The organism is Deltaproteobacteria bacterium, from assembly GCA_016875395.1.
Classification (GTDB): Bacteria; Myxococcota_A; UBA9160; order UBA9160; family UBA6930; genus VGRF01.
In genome coordinates this window covers 116,846-134,709 of record VGRF01000003.1, presented here as the reverse complement: position 1 = coordinate 134,709, position 17,864 = coordinate 116,846, and the positions used below count along the sequence as shown (strand labels likewise).

Sequence of the window (17,864 nt, the reverse complement as noted above, 5' to 3'; positions counted from 1 at the left end):
GGCCCGTTTCACGAGGAGAGTGGGATGGCGATCGACGCGGCGACGAAGCTCGAGATCAACGAGCTGCTCGCGCGCTCCGCCTACGCGCTCGACGAGCGCGACCTCGCGATGCTCGAGGCGTGCTTCGCGCCGAACGCGTCGCTCGTGCTCGAGATCGCCGGCGGCACGCGCCCGGTTCGCTTCGATGGGCGCGACGAGGTCCTGGGCCTGATGCGCGACTCGATGGCGGCGCAGAAGGACAAGCGCCGCCACGTCACGACGAACACGATGGTCGTGGCGGAGCAGGGCGGCGAGGTCTCGCTCGTGTCGAACCTCACGCTGACCTCGGTGGAGAACGGCGCGATCCGGCTCGTGACGAGCGGGCTCTATCGCGACCGCGTTCGCAACCAGGGCGGTCGCTGGGTGATCGTCGAGCGCCGCATCGATCTCGACATGGCGTATTGACCCGGGCCGCTTCGATCGCGGCGCAAGCGAAGCGCGCAGCGAGGCGGAGCCGAGCGGAGTCGATGCGGAAGCAGCGGAGTCAACGAGCATGAACATCGGGAAAATCACCGCGAAGTGGGCAGGCCTCGCTCCGGGGCGCCCCGCGATCGTGGACGTTCCGACCGGCCGCCGCGTCTCGTTCGGCGAGCTCGACGCGCGCGTGAGGAAGCTCGCGAACGCGCTCACGGCGCGCGGCCTCGCGAAGGGCGAGCGCGTCGCGGTGCTCGCGAAGAACAGCATCGAGTACTTCGAGATCTACTACGCCTGCGCGCGTGCGGGCTTCATCGCGCAGCCGCTGAACTGGCGGCTCGGGGTGCCGGAGATGGAGCGCATCCTGCGCGACGGCGACCCGAGCGCGATCGTGACTTCGGCGGAGTTCGCGAAGGAGCGCGCCGAGCTGCAGCGCGCGCTCGACGTGAAGCTGTGGGCGGAGTTCGGCGCCGCGAGCGACGGCAGCTTCGATGCGCTCGTCGCGAGCGGCAGCGACGACGAGCCCGCGGCTTCCGGAGTGACTGGCGGCGACGATCCCACGCTGATCCTCTACACCGGCGGCACCACGGGCATCTCGAAGGGCGCGCTGCATTCCCACAAGACGCTGTTCATGGGCATGCTCAACCAGACCGTCGCCGAGCGCGTCGTGCCGAGCGACGTCTACATGCTCACGGGCCAGATGTTTCACATCCCCGTCGCGCTCGCGATGAACTACATGGCGCACGGCTGTCCCGTCGTGCTCGTGAACTTCGAGGCGAAGCAGGCGCTCGAAGTGATCCAGGCTGAGCGCGTCTCGGCGCTGCTCGGCATAACAACCATGCTCAACTGGATGATGGCCGTGCCGGGCTTCTCGTCGTACGACCTTTCGAGCCTGCGCAACATCCAGTACGGCGGTGGCCCGATGCCGGCGACGGTCGTGAAGGCCGCGCTCGAGTCGTTCCCGTGCACGCTGATCCAGGGCTACGGCCAGACGGAAGGCATGACCATGACCTTCCTCTCGCAGGAAGATCACGCGCGCGCGATTCGCGGTGATCACCCGGAACGACTCAGCTCGTGTGGGCGACAAGGTTTCGTGACGACCGTGGAAGTGCAGGACGAGAAGGGCCGCGCGGTTCCGCGCGACGGCGTGACGCCGGGCGAGATCGCGATTCGCAGCGAGGCGAACATGCTCGGCTACTGGCGCAAGCCCGAGCTCACTGCCGAGACCTTCCGCAACGGCTGGATGCGCACGGGCGATGTCGCGTACTGGGACGCCGAGGGATACGTGTTCATCGTGGACCGCGCGAAGGACATGATCATCTCGGGCGGCGAGAACATCTATTCGACGCAGGTCGAGGCCGCGATCCACAAGCACGACGCGGTGCTCGAAGCCGCGGTGATCGGCGTGCCCGACGAGGAGTGGGGCGAGGCGGTGAAGGCGGTCGTGGTGCTGAAGCCCGGCCGCACCGCGACCGCGCAGGAGATCATCGACACCGCGAAGCAGCACCTCGCGTCGTACATGAAGCCGCGCAGCGTCGAGTTCGTGGACGCGCTGCCGAAGTCGCCCACGGGCAAGATCCTGAAGCGCGATCTGCGCGATCCGCACTGGAGCGGGAGATCGCGGCAGGTATGAGCGCGCCCCTCCTCACGCCCGAGTTGTTGCGGAACATCGGCAAGCAGGCGCCGCCGGATCGCCAGATCGCGACGCGGCGCGACATCCGCAAGTACGCGATCGCGAGCGGGCAGACGCAGCGCAAGTACCTCGACGGCGATGTCGCGCCGCCGCTGTTCCACGTGCCGCTGTTCTGGCCCGTGGTCGAGCGCGAGGGGCTGACACCGGATGGTGTCGCCGGCGACTCGCTCCTGCCGAAGCTGCCGCTCGAGCGCGGCATGGCCGGCGGACTCGACATCGAATACCACGGCGAGATCCGCGCCGGCGACGAGCTGATCGCGACGCGCACGCTCACGAACCTCTACGAGAAGGCGGGGCGCTCCGGCGCGCTGATCTTCTACGAGATCGTGATGGAAGTGCGCCGCCCGAACGGCGAGCTCGTCGTGCGCGAGAAGACGACGCGGATCCTGCGATGAGCGCGGCGTCCTCGAACGTGCGCGCTGGCGATGCGCTGCCCGAGCTGCGGCGGCGCTGCGACATCGTGCAGTCGTTCTTCTACAACGCCGCGCTCTGGAACGCGCACCGAATCCACTACGAGCGCGAGTACGCGACGCAGGCCGAGGGCTACGCGGGCCTCGTGGTGCCCGGTCCGTTGTTGGGGGACTGGCTGGCGCAGTGCGCGGAGGACTGGCTCGGCGAGGGACGCATCGTGCGATTCTCGTACTCGAACCGGCTCGCGTGCTTCGTCGACGACGAGGTGTGCGTCGGCGGCGTCGTGAAGTCCGTCGACGCCGGGGCGCGCGAGGCCGACCTCGAGCTGTGGGTGAAGAACGCAGCGGGCGAGGTGATCACGCCCGGCACGGCGCGCGTGAGGCTCGCGCGATGAGCCTCGCCGGCAGCGTCGCGATCGTGGGCGCCGCGGATACCGCGGTGGGCAAAGTTCCCGACAAGGACGCGACGCAGCTGTGCGTCCTGGCCGCGCTGCGCGCGCTCGCGGACGCCGGGCTGCGCAAAGAACAGGTCGACGGCCTCGTCACCTGCAACTCGATGGCGCAGCCGCGCATGTATCACGCGGAGGCGATCGCGGAGTATCTGCAAATCTTCCCGCGCTGGTGCATGAGCGCGAACGCCGGCGGCGGCACCACGTTCTCGGTGATCGCGCAGGCCGCAGCGGCGATTCAGGCGGGGCTGTGTGAGACCGTCGTCGTGTCGATGGCCGACTCGCTGCGCAGCGGGCTCTCTCGCGCGCAGGCGATGGTCACGCAGTCGTCGTCCGGGCACCCCGAGTTCGAGACGCCGTACGGCGCGACGGTGCCCGGTTATTACGCCCTGATCGCGCAGGCCTACCTGCACGAGTTCGGCGCCACGCCCGAGCAGTTCGCGGCCGTGGCGGTGACGCACCGCGCCCACGCCGCACTGCATCCCCACGCGCAGATGCGCGACCCGATCACGGTGGAAGACGTGCTCGCGAGCCGCCTCATCGCGGACCCGCTGCGCCTGCTCGACTGCTCGCTCGTCTCGGACGGCGGCGCCGCGATCGTGCTCACGCGCGCCGAGCGCGCGCGCGACTTCCCGCACGCGCCGGTCGTCTTGTTGGGGGCCGGCGAGGCGCACGGTCACGAGCACATCTCGCAGGCGCACTCGCTCACCAGCTCGTTCGCGAAGCACTCGGGCGAGCGCGCCTACGCGATGGCGAAGCTCGGCCCGCGCGAGGTCGACGTCGCCTACGTCTACGACTGCTTCACGCCCGTCGTGCTGGTCGAGCTCGAGGACCTCGGCTTCTGCAAGCCCGGCGAAGCCGGCGCGTTCGTGGCGGAGGGCCGCGCGCGCATCGGCGGCGAGCTGCCGATCAACACGCACGGCGGCCTGCTCTCGCACTGTCACCCCGGCAACCCCGGCTCGATGTTCGCGCTGACCGAGGCCGTGGCGCAGCTGCGCGGCGCGGCCGGCGCGCGGCAGGTCGCAGGCGCGGAGATTGCGCTGCTCCACGCGCAGGGCGGCATTCTCTCCAGCCACGCGACGCTCTTGTTAGGGAAGGGCGCGTGATGGCGGAGACGAAAGCACTTCCCACGCCCACGCCTGTGTCGGCCCCGTACTGGGCCGCGGCGCGCGAGGGCCGACTCGTGCTGCAGCGCTGCGAGGCCTGCGCGAAGCACCAGTTCTACCCGCGCTCGATCTGCACCTCATGCGCGAGCGAGCGGCTCGCCTGGAGCGAAGCCTCAGGCCGCGGGCGCGTGAAGTCGTTCACGGTGATTCGGCGCGCGGTGTCCGCAGCCTACGAGCCCGAGGTGCCTTACGTCGTCGCGCTGATCGAGCTTGCGGAGGGGCCGACGCTGATGAGCAACGTCGTCGGCTGCGCGCCCGATGCGGTGCGCATCGGCGCGAGTGTGCGCGTACGCTTCGATGCGTGGAGCGACGCGATCACCGTTCCGGTGTTCACGCTGGAGAGCTGAGATGGCCTACGACTTTCGCCGCGGCACGATCGTGAACCCGAGCGCGCCCGCGGGCTCGCTCGAAGCGAAGCTGCCGTACGTCGACAACGGCACCGCCACGGTCGATCCCGCGCGGTACCACTCGCGCGAGTTCATGGCGCTCGAGTGGGAGCGCCTCTGGCCGAAGACGTGGCTGATCGCCGCCGTTTCCACCGACCTGCCCGAGATCGGCTCGTACTGCTTGTTCGAGATCGGGCGCGAGAGCTTCATCATCTCGCGCACCGAAGCGGGCGTGCGCGCCTTCTACAACGTCTGCACGCACCGCGGCACGCGGCTCGTCGCGCAGCCGTACGGCAAGAAGAGCTTCCACGTCTGCCCGTTCCACGCGTGGCGCTTCAACCACCGCGGCGAGCTGCTCGGCGTGACCGACCGCGAGACCTTCCGCGACGAGGTGCTCTGCGAAGCGCGCGGGCTCGCCGAGATTCGCTGCGAGGAGTACGCGGGCATCGTGTTCGTGAACATGGACGAGCACGCGCCGCCGCTGCGCGAGCGCATCGGGCTCCCGCCCGGGTACCTCGAGGCCTACGGCATCGATCGGATGAAAGTCGTGCGCCACGTGCAGACGGAGTGGGCGGCGAACTGGAAGATCGGCGTCGAGGCGTTCTACGAGTCGTATCACCTGCACGTCGTTCACCCCGAGACGCGCTACGTGATGGCCGACCTCGCCGTGCAGTACGACCTCTATCCGCACGGCGCGAGCCGCATGATCGTGCCGATCGGCCAGATGAGTCCGCGCATCAAGGATCAGGACACGCTCAACGACGGACTCGCGTACATGCTGCAGACCGTCGGCGTCGACCCCACGAGTCATCAGGGCGATGCGCGCGGCGTGCGCGCCGCCATCGCGCGGGCAAAGCGCGCGAACGCTGCGAAGAGCGGCGTCGACTACGCGCACTTCAGCGACGGTCAGCTCACCGACAGCTGGGCCACGGGCATCTTCCCCAACGTGCAGATCGGCTGTCACCCGGAAGGCGTGTTCCTGATGCGCTTCCTGCCACACCCGACCGACCCGGAGCGCTTCTTCTACAACACCATGACGCTGATCCGGACGAGCGAGGACCCGCACCACAAGGCGCCCGACTGGATGGGGATTCCCGAGGGCACCGACTTATCAGGGCGCGTGCGGCCGCCGCTCGAGAAGTTCGGCGTCGGCGAGGACGGAAACCTCGGCCAAGTGCTCTCGCAGGACGCGGAGCTGCTGCCCGAAGTGCAGCGCGGCGTGCGCTCGCGCGGCTTCAAGGGCCAGCTGTGGGGCGAGCAAGAGCAGCGCCTGCGCCACTTCCACGCGGAGCTGGAGCGTTACCTCGCGGACGATCGCGAGTCCGGATCGCGCGGCGCCTGACTACGCGATCGCCTCCACCTCGACCGGCACCCCGTTCACCGCGGAAGTCCCGCAAAGCATGGCGCAGGCGGCGGCGCCGCGGACTAGGCTGCGCGCGCGAAGGAGGAGCCATGTCGCTCGCAACTCGCTGGCTCGCACTCGGGATCGCGCTCGCGCTGTGCGCCTGCATCGACCCCTCGGACCGGCGCCCGGGCCTGCACTTATCAGGCGACGTGACGGACTTCCCGGCCGACTGGTCCTTCACCGACGCACAGGAAGAAATCTCCGTGGAGGTGAGTGGCTTCCTCGGCCTCCCGCACTCGGTCACGATCTGGTGCGCAGCGCTAGACGGCGACCTCTACCTCGGCGCGCGCGACCCCGAGACGAAGCGCTGGCCAGCGTGGGCCGACGCGAATCCGGACGTGCGGCTGAAGATCGACGGGAAGATCTACGAGGTCCGCCTCGTTCCCTACGACGAGCGCGGCGACACCTTCGAGCGCCTCATGCTCGCCTACGCGGCGAAGTACAAGTTCCCCGACCCGAAGCCCGGCGAGCCCCCGCCGCCCCCGACGCGCTACTGGCGCGTGACGCCGCGCAGCTGAGCGCGCACAGGGGACGTACGTGCACCAAAGCGCGCACCTGGGACGTACGTGCACTTTCACGCGTTCCGAGGTGCACGTACGTCCCCGGTGCGCGTCCCGTGGGGTCAGACGCGCACGCAGTCCGCGCTGCAGCCGTCCTTCAGCACGGTCTCGGGCGTCGCGGGGCGGTGCAGCACGGCGCGCGTCGGGCGCGCGAGCACGCGCGCGGCGTCGCCCTCGCCGCGAAGGCTGCCTTCGGCGTCGACGATCAGGCTGTATCCGCCGGGCTCTATCGGCGCCCACAACAAGCTCACGAGGGGCCGCGCCGCCACGTTCGCGCGCGTGCGCTTGCCCGGGTTCATCGCGAGCGCGTCGCCATCCCACGCGACTGCGACCGAGACGCTGTGCGGCCGAGCGTCGTCGCTCACCGTGAGCAGGAACGGCGCCCTGCCGTAGCGCTCCACCTCGGCGCGCAGCTTCTCGAGCGAGACGGGGATGCTCATCGCGAACCTCCGGTTGTTACGGGCTACGCCTCGACCTGCGCCTTGAAGCCGCCGTAAACCATGCGGCGGCCATCGAAGGTGGTCGGCCCGGACATGATCTTCTGCGCGCGCGGATCCTTCATCACCGCCGCGTTCACGCGATCGCGATGCGCGCGCGACTTGAACACGATCCACGAGAACCACACGACTTCGCCGGGCTTCAGCTTCACGGCCTGCGGGAACGAGGTCCACTTCCCGGGCTTCACGTCGTCGGCGATGCACTCCACGTACGCGAGCGCGCCGTGAGCGCGCCAGATCTTCGCGAGCGCCTTCGCGACACGGCGATAGGCCTCGGTGTTCTTCCTCGGAATCGGCATCACGAAGCCGTCGACGTAGTTGGCCACGGGTTCCCCTCCGCGCGCGAAGCTACCGCGCTTCGCTCACGTGCTCGCGAGGCGAATCGCGATCACGCCCGCGAACACCACGCAGACTGCAACCCAGCGCCACGCGCCGACGCGCTCGCTGAGGAACAGCGCGCCGATCGCCACGGCGAACAGCATGCTCGTCTCGCGCAGCGAGATGACGAGACCCGCTGGCGCGCGCACGATCGACCACATCGCGAGCTGATACGAAGCAGTGGAGAGCAGCGGGCCGAACAGCGCGAGCTGCCAGTGCGCGGCGATCGTGCGCCCGACGTGGATGCGGTGCGACTGATAGGCCGCCATCGCCACGGCGTTGCCGATCGCGATCAGCGGGCCGTACGAGAACGGCGCGTTCGCTGCGCGCGCACCGAGCGTGTCGGTGAGCGCGGCGCCCGCGGTGACCAGCGCCGAGAGCGCCGCGAACGCGACGCCGCGTGCCGAGATCGTGCGCGAGCGGCGCGCGGCCTCCCAGCCGAGCAGCGCGATGCCGAACGAGATGCCGGCGACGCCCGCGAAGCCGAGCGGCGCGAGCTGCTCGCCGAAGAGCGGGATCGCGGCGAGCGCGATCACGAGCGGATTCATCCCGCGCACGATCGGATACGCGACCGCGAAGTCGCCCTCGTGATATGCGCGCCCGAGCAGCGCCTGCGCCGGCACACTGAGCGCGACGGTGAGCGCGACCCAGCCCCACGCGGCGTGATCCGGCAAGCCCGCCCACGCCAACAACAACACGTTCGGCCAAGCCGCCGCGACGCCGAGCACGACCAGTGCGCCGTAAGGATCGGGCCGCGCCTTCACCCACGCGTTCCAGCTCGCGTGCAGCAGCGCGCTCGCCAGCATCGCGACGAAGACGGCGGTGGTCACTGCGCGCTACGCGCGGATCGCGGCGACGGCGTCGCTCAGCTCGCGCTGCTTGCGCACGTAGTCCGCGACGAGCGCGAGCTGCGTGCGCGCGCGGTCGAGGTTGTGCGCCTCGCGGTGAACGCGGAAGTAGGTGTCGCCGCGCAGGTGATCGGCGAGGAATCGCATGCCGAGCACGAGGCACATCAGCTGCGCGCCGAAGGGCAGGGCGACGCGTTCCTCGGCGCCGAGGCTCGGGCCGCAGCCGCGCACGAAGCCGTCCGCGAGCGCGGCGAAGAGCATCGTATCGACGCGCACGAGCGACAGGTCGCGCTCGTCCTCGGCGGCACGCGTCGCGGCGCTGTGCGCGAGGTCGCCGAAGTCGGTGAGCGCCGTGCCCGGCATCACCGTGTCGAGGTCGATCACGCACAGCCCCTCGCCCGTGGTGTCGTCGAGCAGCACATTGTTCAGCTTCGTGTCGTTGTGCGCGACGCGTTCGGGAAGCGCGCCGCTGCGCTTCAGCGCCTCGAAGCGCGCCACCACCGGCTCGCGCGCGAGCGCGAGCTCCACCTCTGCGCGGCAGCCCGCGAGCCGCCCCGCGGCGTCGGCGCGCACGGCCTCTTGCAGCTGCTCGAAGCGCAGCCGCGCGTCGTGGAAGCGCGGAATCGTCTCGTGCAGGCGCGGCGGCGGCAGATCCGCGAGCTGTGCGAGAAAGCGCCCGAACGCGAAGGCGGCGCTGCGCGCGTCGGTTTCGCCGCGCGGCACATCCTGCGTGTGCGCGCCCGAGATCAGCGGCACGGTGCGCCAGGTGTCGCCGCAAGAATCCACGAAGAAGCTGGCTCCGCTGCGAGTCGGCACCAGCGTGAGCACGTGGCGATCGACGTCGCGCACGCCCTCGCGCTCGAGCGCGCGGCGCTGGTGCGCGACCACGCGCGCGAAGTTCTCCATCACCTGCGCAGGCTCGCGGAACACGGCGCGGTTGATGCGCTGCTGCACGAAGCGCGCGGGGCCGCGTGGCGTCTCGAGCTCGGCGAGCACCGTGGTGTTGATGTGTCCGCTGCCGAACGCGCGCGAGCCGAGCCAGCGACCGGGCAGCGCGAACGCTTCCGCCACTTCCCGCAGCAGCGCCTCGTCGGCGGAGCTACTCATGCGCGCACTCGCCGCCGGAGGCCGCTCGTGCCGCAACTGCCGCTGCTCAGGGTTCCGCGCATCGCGGCAAGAGTCCCGATCGACGGCGACCTCAACAAGTCCCCGTGGACGCATCTCGCCCCGACACCGCTCGCCGCGTCGCACGGCCGCGACCCCGGCAACGCGCGCGGCAGCGTGCAGCCGACTGCGCTGCGCGTGTGCCACGACGGCGTGAGGCTCTACGTCGCATTCGACTGCGCCGACCGCGACGTGTGGGGCAGCTATCGCGGGCGCAACGAGCGCCCGTACGACGAGGAAGTGTGCGAGGCGTTCCTCGCGCCGAACGGCGACGTGCGCCGCTACTTCGAGCTCGAGTTGAGCCCGCGCGGCGCCTACTGGGAAGGCATCATCGACAGCCCCGACCTCGCGCGCGCGACGATGCGCACCAACCTCGACTGGGTGTGCGCGGGCTGGGAGCGCGCCGTGCGCGTGCGGGGAACGCTCGACGTGCGCGACGACTTGGACGAAGGCTGGTCCGTCGAGTGGGCGATCCCGTTCGCGTCACTCGAAGCCGCGCCGCCGCGCGCGGGCGAGCGCTGGCGCGCGAACTTCTTTCGCATCGAGCGCCCGCGCGGCGGGCCCGACGAGTTCAGCGCGTGGGCGCCGACGTACGCAGAGCCCGCGGAGTTTCATCTGCCGCAGCACTTCGGAGTGCTGGAGTTCGCGTGATCACGGTCTCTCAGCAGACGCACCGCCGTTTCGTGCTCGGCGCGCAGGGGCTCTGGCCCGGCCGGCGCTTCGCGGGCGAAGCGGGCGTTGCGGCGGCGCTTCGCGAGATGCACGCGCTTCAGCTCGATCCGCTGAACGTCGCAGCGCGCAGCCAGGACATCGCGCTCTACGGCCGCGTCGAAGGCTACGTGCCCGAGTTGTTGCGGCGCGTCGCCTACGAGCAGCGCGGCGCCTTCGACTACGGCGGCTGGCTCCATCTCTATCCGATCGAGACGTTCCGCTTCTGGCGCCCGCAGATGCGCGCGGCGCGCAGTCACGCCTACGTCGCGAGCTTTCGCGCGAAGCACCCTGGCGCGATGCGGAGCGCACTGCGCGCTCTGCGCGAGCGCGGTCCGCTCGCCAACCGCGAGATCGAGGGCAACCACGTCGGCGAGTGGAACTACCGCGGTCGCAAGGACACGGCGGTCGCGCTGCATCTCCTGTGGCTGCTCGGTGAGGTGATGATCGCGGATCGGACCGGCTTCGATCGCGTGTACGACCTGCGCGAGCGCGTCCTGCCCCGCGAGCACGACCTGCCCGCGACGCGCGCAGCTTCCGAGGCGTTCTTCGCGCGCCACGTCGTCGCGCTGCACGGCCTCGTGCCCGAGAAGTCGTGGCGCACGCACTGGTGGAAGCGCGCGGGGCGCGAGGCGGCGCGGCTGCGCGGCGCAAAGACGCTCGCGCGCGCGATCGAGCGAGGCGAGCTCGCGCGCGTTCGGCTCGAAGGCTCGCGCAATTGGTGGCTGACGCTGCCCGAGTGGCTGCCGCTGCTAGGCGAGCTCGAGGCTGACCGCGTGCCGCTCGCGTGGAAGCCGTTGGGCGCCGGCACGGAAGAGGAGATGACGCTGCTCGCGCCGCTCGAGATCGCGACGGCGCGCGGGCGCGCGAAGCCGCTGTTCGACTTCGACTACGTGTGGGAGGTCTACAAGCCCGCGCACCAGCGGCGCTGGGGCTACTACACGCTTCCCATCCTTTGGGGCGATCGCCTCGCCGCGCGTCTCGACCCGCGCATGGATCGCGAGCGCGAGGTGCTGCAGGTGCAGGGTTTCTGGCGCGAGGACGGCGTGCGCGCGACGCCCGAGTTCGCGGACGCGCTCGCAGCGGGGCTCGCGAGGTTCGCTCGCATGTTCGGCGCGAAGCGCGTCGATGTGCGCGCGATGCCCGCGAAGCTGCGCGCGCACGTGAGGCGACGTGCGGCGGGGCTGCTCGGCTAGGCGGCGCCTACTCCCGCTGCAGCTTCGGCATCACCTCGCTCGCGAACTGCCGCAGGTTCCGCTCCGCCTCGGCGTAGGGCATGCCCGCGTAGCTGAACACGCAGCTGAAGTGCTCGCTGCCCATGCGGTCGCCGGTCTTGCGGATGCGGTCGAGGCACATCGCGGGCGTGCCCCACACCTGCAGATCGAGGTACGCCTCGGTCGCCTGGTTCGCGGACATGCGCTGCGCCTCCGACATCGCGGCGTAGAACTCGTAGCCCTTGGTCTTCGCGAAGTGCTCGCCGCCGAACTCGTAGTGGCGCTGCGCGCTCTCCCAATAACCGCCGATCCAGCGCACGGCCTGCTCGCGTGCGCGCTTCTCGTCGGCGTCGCAGAACACCCAGCCCGCGATGATCGGCTTCGGCGCGTCGGCGCCGTTCACCTCGCGATAGATCTTTCGATACATCGCGAGCTCGGCGTCGATCACGTCCCACGGCTTCTGCGGGATCACGAGAATCCCGATGCCGAGCTCGGCCATGATGCGCGCGGACTCGGGAGAGACGGCCGCGGCGTAGGTGCGGCCCTTGAACGAGCGCAGCGGCTTTGGGCGAATCGCCTTCTTCGGCTGCTTGTAGAACTTGCCGTCGAGCTCGCAGTGCCCGCTCTCGAGGCCGCCGAGCACGATCTGCGCGGCTTCGACGAAGCGCTCGCGCGACTCGCCCATGTCGATGCGGAAGCCCTCGAACTCGACGCGCCCCGCGCCGCGTCCGATGCCGAGGATGTATCGCCCACCGCACAGGTGATCGATTAGGGAGATTTCCTCTGCGGCGCGCATCGGGTCGTGCCACGGCAGCACCACCACCATCGAGCCGAGCTGAACGCGCTGCGTGCGGCCCGCGAAGTACGACAGGAACTGCAGCACGTCGGGCACCATCGTGTAGTCGGTGAAGTGGTGCTCGACGCTCCACAGCGAGTCGAAGCCGAGCGGCTCCGCGAGCGACGCGAGGCGCAACTCGTTCACGTAGACGTCGGCGTCGCTGCGCTCGTCGAACGGGTTCTGACAGATCGCGGCCATTCCGATACGCATGGGGCCTCCGGATTCATTGGATCGCGCGACGCTACGGCAGCCTGCGCGGACGCCGCCAAGCCCGCGCGCGTTCCGCCGCTTCGTCAGTCACCTCGCGCAGCAAGACCGCGCGCGCCAGCCCACTAGTACACCCACTTGCCCGCCTGGAAGCGGAACATCTCCTTCACCACCGTGCTCGTTCTCGGCTTGCACGTGTGCGGCGCGAGGCTGGTGCACGAGTTCCCGATCTCGCAGTAGGTGAGCACGCCGACGTAAGGCGCCTGCGCGCTGCTCGTCGGGCGCAGCTCCATCTCGAACGTGTCACGGATGGTCGTGCGCGAAGTCGCGCTCGCCTTCGCGTTCGCGATGTCGCGCATCTTCTTCACCCACATCTGCGAGAACGCCTCGAAGCTGGCGACCGTGGCGGCGTCGCCGCCACTCGTGGGCTTTGCGCCGCGCTGGCAGATCGAGAGCTCCTTGGGCGGAGGTGTGACGATCGAGGTCGCGTCGGGCGGCGCTACGACGCGTTCGGGCGCCGGAGGCGGCGCAGACTCGCAGGCGGCGGCGAGCCACACGCAGGCGAGGGCGGCGAGCAGGAGCGGGCGCGGCGGGGTGGTCATGGGCGCGCACGCTATCACGCGCAAGGCGCTGGCTGAGCGCCCGCGCGGCTCGCAATTCGCGCCCCGCGCCCCGGCGCCCTAATCACTTCTCCCGCTCGCGGTAGTCCCCGAACTTCTTGTCGCGCTCGGTCAGCGCCTGGGTGAGCCCGCCGCGCGCTTTGCCCACGAACTCCTGCAGGGTCTTCGTGTGCGTGCCGAGCGCGCACAGCTCGGTGCCGACGCGCAGCGCGGTGCGGAAGCCCATCATCTCCATCTGCCGGTGCACCACGCGCTTGTTCAGCTGCAGCACGTCGAGCGGAATCTGCGTGACGCGCTCGGCGATCTCGAGCACCCGCGCATCGAGCTCCGCCGCGGGGAACGCGCGCGTCGCCCAGCCGAGCTGCGCGGCTTCTGTGCCGCTGATCGAGTCGCCCGTGACCATCATCTCCATCGCCATGCGCATGCCGACGAGCCACGGGTGGAAGTGCATGTCCGGCACGCCGAAGCGCACGGCCGGGTAGCCGATCTTCGCGTCTTCGGCGCAGTAGACGAGGTCGCAGCCGGTCGCGAGCTCGCTGCCGCCGGCGAGGCAGTAGCCGTGTACCTGCGCGATCACGGGCTTGCCGAGATCCCAGATGCCCATCCAGCCCGTGGTGACGTGGCGCGGCCACTGGCCGTCGCTGTCGCTGGTGTAGAACGGCATCGCTTGGCCCTCGTTGCCGCCGCCGAGGTCGTAGCCCGCGGAGAAGCTCTGCCCGGCGCCGCGCACGATCTGCACCTTCACGCTGGGGTCGGCGTCGCCCTTGTAGAGCGCGTCGAGGATCTGACCGCGCAGCGCGTGGTTGAGGGCGTTGCGCTTCTCGGGGCGGTTCAGCGTGATGCGATTCACGCCGGGCTTCGGCGTGTCGACGAGGACGACGGTGTACTCCATGACGGCGGCTCCTTCCGTGCTGCGCGGGGATGAGGGCGAGCCACGATAGGGGAGGCGAGCGGGGTCGCGACGCCGCGGGGCCGACGTTTTGGGGCCTCGCACGGATCGTCGTTTCGTGCCAGGCCCGGATTGGTCGCGCGCGCCGGGTCGGGTTCCTAGGGTCCGCGGCATGCCGCCCTCGGGTTCGCGCCGTTGGTACTCGCTGCGCACGCGCGCCCGCGCGCTGCGCGAGCGGCATGCGCGCGCGTTCTGGATCGCGCACTCGCTGTGGGCGCTCGCGCAGGGCGCGCTGGTGGGCGTGCTCGCGGAGGAGCGCCCCGACTTCGCGGCGTGGGTGCTCGGGCTGCTCGCGCTGACGTGGCTCTCGACGCTCTTCTTCTGCCGCAGCGCGCTCGTGAACGCGCGCCCCGAGTCGCTGCGCGTCGGCGCGGCGTCGTACGCGACGCGCGTGCTCTACCAGCAGACGCTGTTCTTCCTGCTCCCGTTCTACGTGCGCTCCACCACGCCCGCGTCGCCGAATCTCGCGTTCACGCTAGCGCTCGCGGCGCTGGCCGTGCTCGCGTGCCTCGACCTCACGTTCGACCGTCTGCTGCGCCGCAGCGCGGCCTTCGCCGCCACGTTCTTCTTCGCGGTCGCCTACGCCGCGCTGCAGTTGTTACTGCCGCTCGCGCTGCGCGTGCCGTACTCGTTCGCGCAGCCGCTCGCGCTCGGGCTCGCACTGCTCGCGGCGCTCGCGACCGTCGGCCTACCGCGCGGGACCGAGCGCACGGCGCGCCTACTCGGCGCGCTGCCCGCAGGCGCGCTCGCACTGCTGCTGCTCGCGGCGCCGCTGCTCGTGCCGCCGGCGCCGCTGCGGCTCGCCGCGCTCGCCTTCGAGCCGGGCGCGCTCGGTGTCCGCGCCATCGCGCGCGTTGCGGCGCCGGTGTCGGTGCCGGTGGACGTCACGCTGCGCTGGGAGCGCGGGGCCGAGCTGCTGCGAACGACGCGCGAGATCGAGATCACGGCGCACCGCGGCGGCTTCCGCGTGTGGGACGAGCTGTCGCGCGCGCGAATCGACTCTGCGCGCGAAGGGCGCGTGCGCGTCGAGCTGATCACCGCGACGGGGCAGCTGCTAGGGCGCGGTAGCGTGTCGGGGGTGGGCACGTAGACCCGCCGAAGGAGAGCGCATGACGGGACCGAACGGCGTTCATCACCTGGCGATCGCGACCGCGGACATCAAGCAGCAGATCGCGTTCATGAACGACGTGCTCGGCATGGAGCTGGTCGCGCTCTACTGGATGCACGGCGTGCCCGGCGCGTGGCACGGCTTCCTGAAGCTGAACGACCACTCCTATCTCGCGTTCGTGCAGACGCCCGAGATCGCCAAGATCCCGCGCACGCTCGGCGCCTCGCACTCCGCGAGCCCCGGCGGCAACTGCGCGGGCGGCGCGATGCAGCACGTCGCGTTCAACGTGAGCAGCTACGACGAGCTGCTCGCCTTCCGCGATCGCATCCGCTCGCGCGGCGTCACGGTGGTCGGCCCGATCCATCACGGCATGTGCGACTCGATCTACTTCGCGGGCCCCGAGGATCTCTCGCTCGAGCTCTCCACCTCGGAGCGCGCGATCGACGGGCGCGCCTGGATCGACCCCGAGGTGGTCGCGCTCGCGGGCATCGACGCCGCCGAGCTCGCGCGCTTCCGCAGCCCCGCGAAGTTCGCGCGCCCCGCGCAGCCCGTCGCGCAGCCGGCGCTCGACGCGAGCAAGCCCATGCCGCGCGGCTGGCCCGGCTACGCGCAGCTCGCCGCGATGGACGACGACGAGCTCTCGAAGCGTATGAGCATCACGGACCCGCCCGTGAAGGTGGACGCCTAGAGGGGCGGCCACGCGAGCCGCCGACTTATGCTCGCGCCATGGCCCACGACCTCACGCGACCTGCCGACTCGTCCCTTCCGCCCGGAGCGGCGCGCTGCCCCGGCCCCTCGACGCGCGACTTGATCCTCGCCGACCGCGACGGCGCGCCCGACGTGCTGACGACCGAGTCGTACCAGTTCCTCGGCGACGAGGACATCTCGTACGAGCGCTACACGTCGCGCGCGTTCTTCGAGCGCGAGATGGACTTGTTATGGCCGCGCGTGTGGCAGTGGGCCTGCCGCGAGGAGCACATCCCGCGCGTCGGCGACTACGTCGTGTACGACATCGGGCGCTGGTCCTTCGTGGTCGTGCGCTCGGCGCCGAACGAGATCAAGGCCTACTACAACTCGTGCCCGCACCGCGGCATGCAGTGGAAGCAGCCCGGCACGTCGGGCAACACCGGCTCGCAGTTTCGCTGTCCGTTCCACGGCATGAGCTGGCGCCTCGACGGCAGCGTGCGCGAAATCCCGTGCCGCTGGGATTTTCCGCACATCGATGAGAAGACCTTCCGCCCCGACGAAGCCAAGGTGGAGACGTGGGGCGGCTTCGTGTTCATCAACCCCGACCCGAACGCGCGCCCGCTGCGCGAGGCGATCGGCGTCCTGCCGGAGCACTTCGCGAAGTGGCCGCTCGAGGATCGCTACGTCGCGGTGCACACCGAAAAGATCATTCCCGCGAACTGGAAGATGACCCTCGAAGCGTTCGTCGAGGCCTTCCACGTACTCGCGACGCATCCCGAGGGCCTGAGGACCGCCGGTGACGCGAACGCGCAGTACGACGTGTTCGGCGAGAACGTGACGCGCTTCATCCACACGATCGGCTCGCCGAGCCCGCATCTGCGCCGACCGCCCGACGACGAAGAGATGCTGAAGCTGATGGGCGCGTGGGATGAGAAGAGCGCGGAGCGCCTCGCGCAGGGCACGACGGCGCGCGTCTTGATCGCGGAGAAGGTGCGCGCGCGGCTCACTGAGAAGTTCCGCACGGACCTCTCGCGCTACAGCGCGAGCGAGCTGATGGACTCGATCGAGTACCACCTCTTCCCGAACATGTTCCTGTTCCCCGGCGTGAACCTCCCGATGATCTACCGCTTCCGCCCGAACGGAATGGATCCCGACACCTGCATCCACGAGATCCTCTTCCTCGCGCCGCTGCCGGCGAGCGGCGAGCGCCCGCCGCCGGCGCCCGTGGTGAAGCTCGGCGAGCACGACTCGTACACGACCGTGCACGGCTTCGATCCCGGCCTCGCGTTCGTGTACGACCAGGACACGAGCAACCTGCGCATGCAGCGCGACGGCGCGAAGACCGCGCGCAAGAAGGGGCAGACGCTCGGGAATTATCAGGAAGTGCGCATCCGCCGCTTCCACCTGACGCTCGACAAGTGGATGCAGCCGTGAGCACGCAGCTGCTGCAAGAGCTCGCGGCGAAGCAGGCGATCGCGGAGCTGTCGGCCACCTACATGCGCGGGCTCGATCGCCTCGACCCGGGCCTCGTCGCGTCCGCGTTTCACGACGATGCGCGCGTGAACTACGGCTTCTTCGCCGGCGCCGCGCGCGATTTCGTCGGCTTCGCGATGGGCGCGCTCAAGGACCACCTCGCGAACCACCACATGCTCGGGCAGATCCTGATCGAGCTCGACGGCGACCGCGCCACCGGCGAGGTCTACTTCCAGGCGTTTCACCGCATCGTGACGAACGGCGCCGAGGAAGATCTCTTCATCGCGGGCCGCTACCTCGATCGCTACGAGCGCCGCGGCGGCGTGTGGAAGATGTCGTTCCGCGCCGAGGTGAACGACTGGGCCCGCACCGAGCCCGCGGCCGACGGCTACTTCACCGCCTCGCCCGCAGGCCTGCGCGGCGGCCGCAAGCCGAGCGACTACTCGTACCGGCGCGGAGACCTCGAGCGCTGAGCAAGCGCAGCGCGCAGCGAAGCGAAACCGAGCGAAGTCGAACGCGGCAAGCGCAGCGCGCAGCGAGGCGAAGCCGAGCGGAGTCGAACGCGGCAAGCGCAGCGCGCAGCGAGGCGAAGCCGAGCGAAGTCAAGCGCGGTAGGCAGCGCGCAGCGAGGCGAAGTCTTCGGAGCCGAGC

Annotated in this window: 21 protein-coding genes; 14 read left to right on the top strand and 7 right to left on the bottom strand. The window is 70.2% G+C overall.

Translation table 11 applies throughout. The features are described from left to right. The first annotated feature begins 24 nt into the window (after positions 1-24). The 8 genes from FJ091_04030 (at position 25) to FJ091_03995 (ending at position 6,480) form a co-directional block, all read left to right on the top strand. Positions 25-444 (top strand): nuclear transport factor 2 family protein, encoded by a 420-nt coding sequence (locus tag FJ091_04030; protein MBM4382520.1) that lies wholly within the window; start codon positions 25-27, stop codon positions 442-444. 88 nt (positions 445-532) lie between these two features. Then, complete coding sequence (locus FJ091_04025; GenBank protein ID MBM4382519.1) at positions 533-2,086, top strand: AMP-binding protein; 1,554 nt, start codon at positions 533-535, stop codon at positions 2,084-2,086. Next, positions 2,083-2,541 carry a MaoC family dehydratase N-terminal domain-containing protein gene (locus FJ091_04020; protein MBM4382518.1) on the top strand — a complete coding sequence of 153 codons (459 nt, stop codon included), beginning with the start codon at positions 2,083-2,085 and terminating at the stop codon, positions 2,539-2,541. Before FJ091_04025 ends, FJ091_04020 begins: the two co-directional genes overlap by 4 nt. After that, the gene (locus tag FJ091_04015; protein ID MBM4382517.1) at positions 2,538-2,951 is read left to right on the top strand and encodes a hypothetical protein; all 414 of its coding nucleotides are present in this window, start codon (positions 2,538-2,540) and stop codon (positions 2,949-2,951) included. The genes FJ091_04020 and FJ091_04015 overlap by 4 nt, the downstream gene beginning before the upstream one ends. Next, positions 2,948-4,111, top strand: a complete 1,164-nt coding sequence (locus FJ091_04010) for a thiolase family protein (protein ID MBM4382516.1) — start codon at positions 2,948-2,950, stop codon at positions 4,109-4,111. The genes FJ091_04015 and FJ091_04010 overlap by 4 nt, the downstream gene beginning before the upstream one ends. After that, positions 4,111-4,518: a Zn-ribbon domain-containing OB-fold protein gene (locus FJ091_04005; GenBank protein ID MBM4382515.1), complete on the top strand. Its 408-nt coding sequence runs from the start codon at positions 4,111-4,113 to the stop codon at positions 4,516-4,518. The genes FJ091_04010 and FJ091_04005 overlap by 1 nt, the downstream gene beginning before the upstream one ends. 1 nt (position 4,519) lies before the next feature. Beyond that, complete coding sequence (locus FJ091_04000) at positions 4,520-5,899, top strand: aromatic ring-hydroxylating dioxygenase subunit alpha (protein MBM4382514.1); 1,380 nt, start codon at positions 4,520-4,522, stop codon at positions 5,897-5,899. A gap of 110 nt (positions 5,900-6,009) precedes the next feature. After that, positions 6,010-6,480: a DUF2255 family protein gene (locus FJ091_03995; GenBank protein ID MBM4382513.1), complete on the top strand. Its 471-nt coding sequence runs from the start codon at positions 6,010-6,012 to the stop codon at positions 6,478-6,480. A 104-nt stretch (positions 6,481-6,584) separates the two neighbouring features. On the opposite strand, the gene FJ091_03990 is transcribed toward FJ091_03995, so the two are convergent. The 4 genes from FJ091_03990 to FJ091_03975 are packed head-to-tail and all read right to left on the bottom strand — an operon-like array spanning position 6,585 to position 9,352. Beyond that, complete coding sequence (locus tag FJ091_03990) at positions 6,585-6,962, bottom strand: hypothetical protein (protein ID MBM4382512.1); 378 nt, start codon at positions 6,960-6,962, stop codon at positions 6,585-6,587. A gap of 23 nt (positions 6,963-6,985) precedes the next feature. Continuing rightward, positions 6,986-7,345 (bottom strand): DUF1428 domain-containing protein, encoded by a 360-nt coding sequence (locus FJ091_03985; protein MBM4382511.1) that lies wholly within the window; start codon positions 7,343-7,345, stop codon positions 6,986-6,988. Positions 7,346-7,381: 36 nt separating this feature from the next. Further along, the gene (locus FJ091_03980; GenBank protein MBM4382510.1) at positions 7,382-8,227 is read right to left on the bottom strand and encodes a hypothetical protein; all 846 of its coding nucleotides are present in this window, start codon (positions 8,225-8,227) and stop codon (positions 7,382-7,384) included. A gap of 6 nt (positions 8,228-8,233) precedes the next feature. Further along, positions 8,234-9,352 carry an aminoglycoside phosphotransferase family protein gene (locus FJ091_03975; protein ID MBM4382509.1) on the bottom strand — a complete coding sequence of 373 codons (1,119 nt, stop codon included), beginning with the start codon at positions 9,350-9,352 and terminating at the stop codon, positions 8,234-8,236. 27 nt (positions 9,353-9,379) lie between these two features. On the opposite strand from FJ091_03975, the gene FJ091_03970 reads away from it, so the two are divergent. Beyond that, a complete protein-coding gene (locus FJ091_03970; GenBank protein MBM4382508.1) occupies positions 9,380-10,060 on the top strand; it encodes a carbohydrate-binding family 9-like protein in 681 nt (226 codons plus the stop codon). After that, a complete protein-coding gene (locus FJ091_03965) occupies positions 10,057-11,313 on the top strand; it encodes a YcaQ family DNA glycosylase (GenBank protein MBM4382507.1) in 1,257 nt (418 codons plus the stop codon). The genes FJ091_03970 and FJ091_03965 overlap by 4 nt, the downstream gene beginning before the upstream one ends. A 7-nt stretch (positions 11,314-11,320) precedes the next feature. Here FJ091_03965 and FJ091_03960 read toward each other — a convergent pair whose 3' ends face one another. The 3 genes from FJ091_03960 to FJ091_03950 form a co-directional block, all read right to left on the bottom strand. Further along, the gene (locus FJ091_03960; protein ID MBM4382506.1) at positions 11,321-12,379 is read right to left on the bottom strand and encodes an LLM class flavin-dependent oxidoreductase; all 1,059 of its coding nucleotides are present in this window, start codon (positions 12,377-12,379) and stop codon (positions 11,321-11,323) included. Positions 12,380-12,501: 122 nt separating this feature from the next. Continuing rightward, positions 12,502-12,978 (bottom strand): hypothetical protein, encoded by a 477-nt coding sequence (locus tag FJ091_03955; GenBank protein ID MBM4382505.1) that lies wholly within the window; start codon positions 12,976-12,978, stop codon positions 12,502-12,504. Positions 12,979-13,060: 82 nt separating this feature from the next. Further along, positions 13,061-13,888 (bottom strand): enoyl-CoA hydratase/isomerase family protein, encoded by an 828-nt coding sequence (locus FJ091_03950; protein ID MBM4382504.1) that lies wholly within the window; start codon positions 13,886-13,888, stop codon positions 13,061-13,063. Between the two features lie 169 nt (positions 13,889-14,057). Here FJ091_03950 and FJ091_03945 point away from each other — a divergent pair, with 169 nt between their 5' ends. From FJ091_03945 to FJ091_03930, 4 genes are read left to right on the top strand one after another with little or no spacing between them, the layout of a single operon-like run. After that, positions 14,058-15,035, top strand: a complete 978-nt coding sequence (locus tag FJ091_03945) for a hypothetical protein (GenBank protein ID MBM4382503.1) — start codon at positions 14,058-14,060, stop codon at positions 15,033-15,035. A 19-nt stretch (positions 15,036-15,054) separates the two neighbouring features. Then, entirely contained in the window at positions 15,055-15,741 is a 687-nt protein-coding gene (locus tag FJ091_03940) for a VOC family protein (protein MBM4382502.1), read from the top strand. 38 nt (positions 15,742-15,779) lie between these two features. Further along, complete coding sequence (locus FJ091_03935; GenBank protein ID MBM4382501.1) at positions 15,780-17,174, top strand: aromatic ring-hydroxylating dioxygenase subunit alpha; 1,395 nt, start codon at positions 15,780-15,782, stop codon at positions 17,172-17,174. Continuing rightward, on the top strand, positions 17,159-17,686 hold the full coding sequence (locus FJ091_03930) for a nuclear transport factor 2 family protein (GenBank protein MBM4382500.1): 528 nt from the start codon (positions 17,159-17,161) through the stop codon (positions 17,684-17,686). Before FJ091_03935 ends, FJ091_03930 begins: the two co-directional genes overlap by 16 nt. Positions 17,687-17,864: the final 178 nt, after the last annotated feature.

Excerpts from the sequence above, each read along its gene's own strand:
- FJ091_04030 (MBM4382520.1), top strand. The coding sequence starts at position 25 with ATGGCGATCGACGCGGCGACGAAGCTCGAGATCAACGAGCTGCTCGCG.
- FJ091_04025 (MBM4382519.1), top strand. The coding sequence starts at position 533 with ATGAACATCGGGAAAATCACCGCGAAGTGGGCAGGCCTCGCTCCGGGG.
- FJ091_04020 (MBM4382518.1), top strand. The coding sequence starts at position 2,083 with ATGAGCGCGCCCCTCCTCACGCCCGAGTTGTTGCGGAACATCGGCAAG.
- FJ091_04015 (MBM4382517.1), top strand. The coding sequence starts at position 2,538 with ATGAGCGCGGCGTCCTCGAACGTGCGCGCTGGCGATGCGCTGCCCGAG.
- FJ091_04010 (MBM4382516.1), top strand. The coding sequence starts at position 2,948 with ATGAGCCTCGCCGGCAGCGTCGCGATCGTGGGCGCCGCGGATACCGCG.
- FJ091_04005 (MBM4382515.1), top strand. The coding sequence starts at position 4,111 with ATGGCGGAGACGAAAGCACTTCCCACGCCCACGCCTGTGTCGGCCCCG.
- FJ091_04000 (MBM4382514.1), top strand. The coding sequence starts at position 4,520 with ATGGCCTACGACTTTCGCCGCGGCACGATCGTGAACCCGAGCGCGCCC.
- FJ091_03995 (MBM4382513.1), top strand. The coding sequence starts at position 6,010 with ATGTCGCTCGCAACTCGCTGGCTCGCACTCGGGATCGCGCTCGCGCTG.
- FJ091_03990 (MBM4382512.1), bottom strand. The coding sequence starts at position 6,962 with ATGAGCATCCCCGTCTCGCTCGAGAAGCTGCGCGCCGAGGTGGAGCGC.
- FJ091_03975 (MBM4382509.1), bottom strand. The coding sequence starts at position 9,352 with ATGAGTAGCTCCGCCGACGAGGCGCTGCTGCGGGAAGTGGCGGAAGCG.
- FJ091_03960 (MBM4382506.1), bottom strand. The coding sequence starts at position 12,379 with ATGCGTATCGGAATGGCCGCGATCTGTCAGAACCCGTTCGACGAGCGC.
- FJ091_03955 (MBM4382505.1), bottom strand. The coding sequence starts at position 12,978 with ATGACCACCCCGCCGCGCCCGCTCCTGCTCGCCGCCCTCGCCTGCGTG.
- FJ091_03950 (MBM4382504.1), bottom strand. The coding sequence starts at position 13,888 with ATGGAGTACACCGTCGTCCTCGTCGACACGCCGAAGCCCGGCGTGAAT.
- FJ091_03945 (MBM4382503.1), top strand. The coding sequence starts at position 14,058 with ATGCCGCCCTCGGGTTCGCGCCGTTGGTACTCGCTGCGCACGCGCGCC.
- FJ091_03940 (MBM4382502.1), top strand. The coding sequence starts at position 15,055 with ATGACGGGACCGAACGGCGTTCATCACCTGGCGATCGCGACCGCGGAC.
- FJ091_03935 (MBM4382501.1), top strand. The coding sequence starts at position 15,780 with ATGGCCCACGACCTCACGCGACCTGCCGACTCGTCCCTTCCGCCCGGA.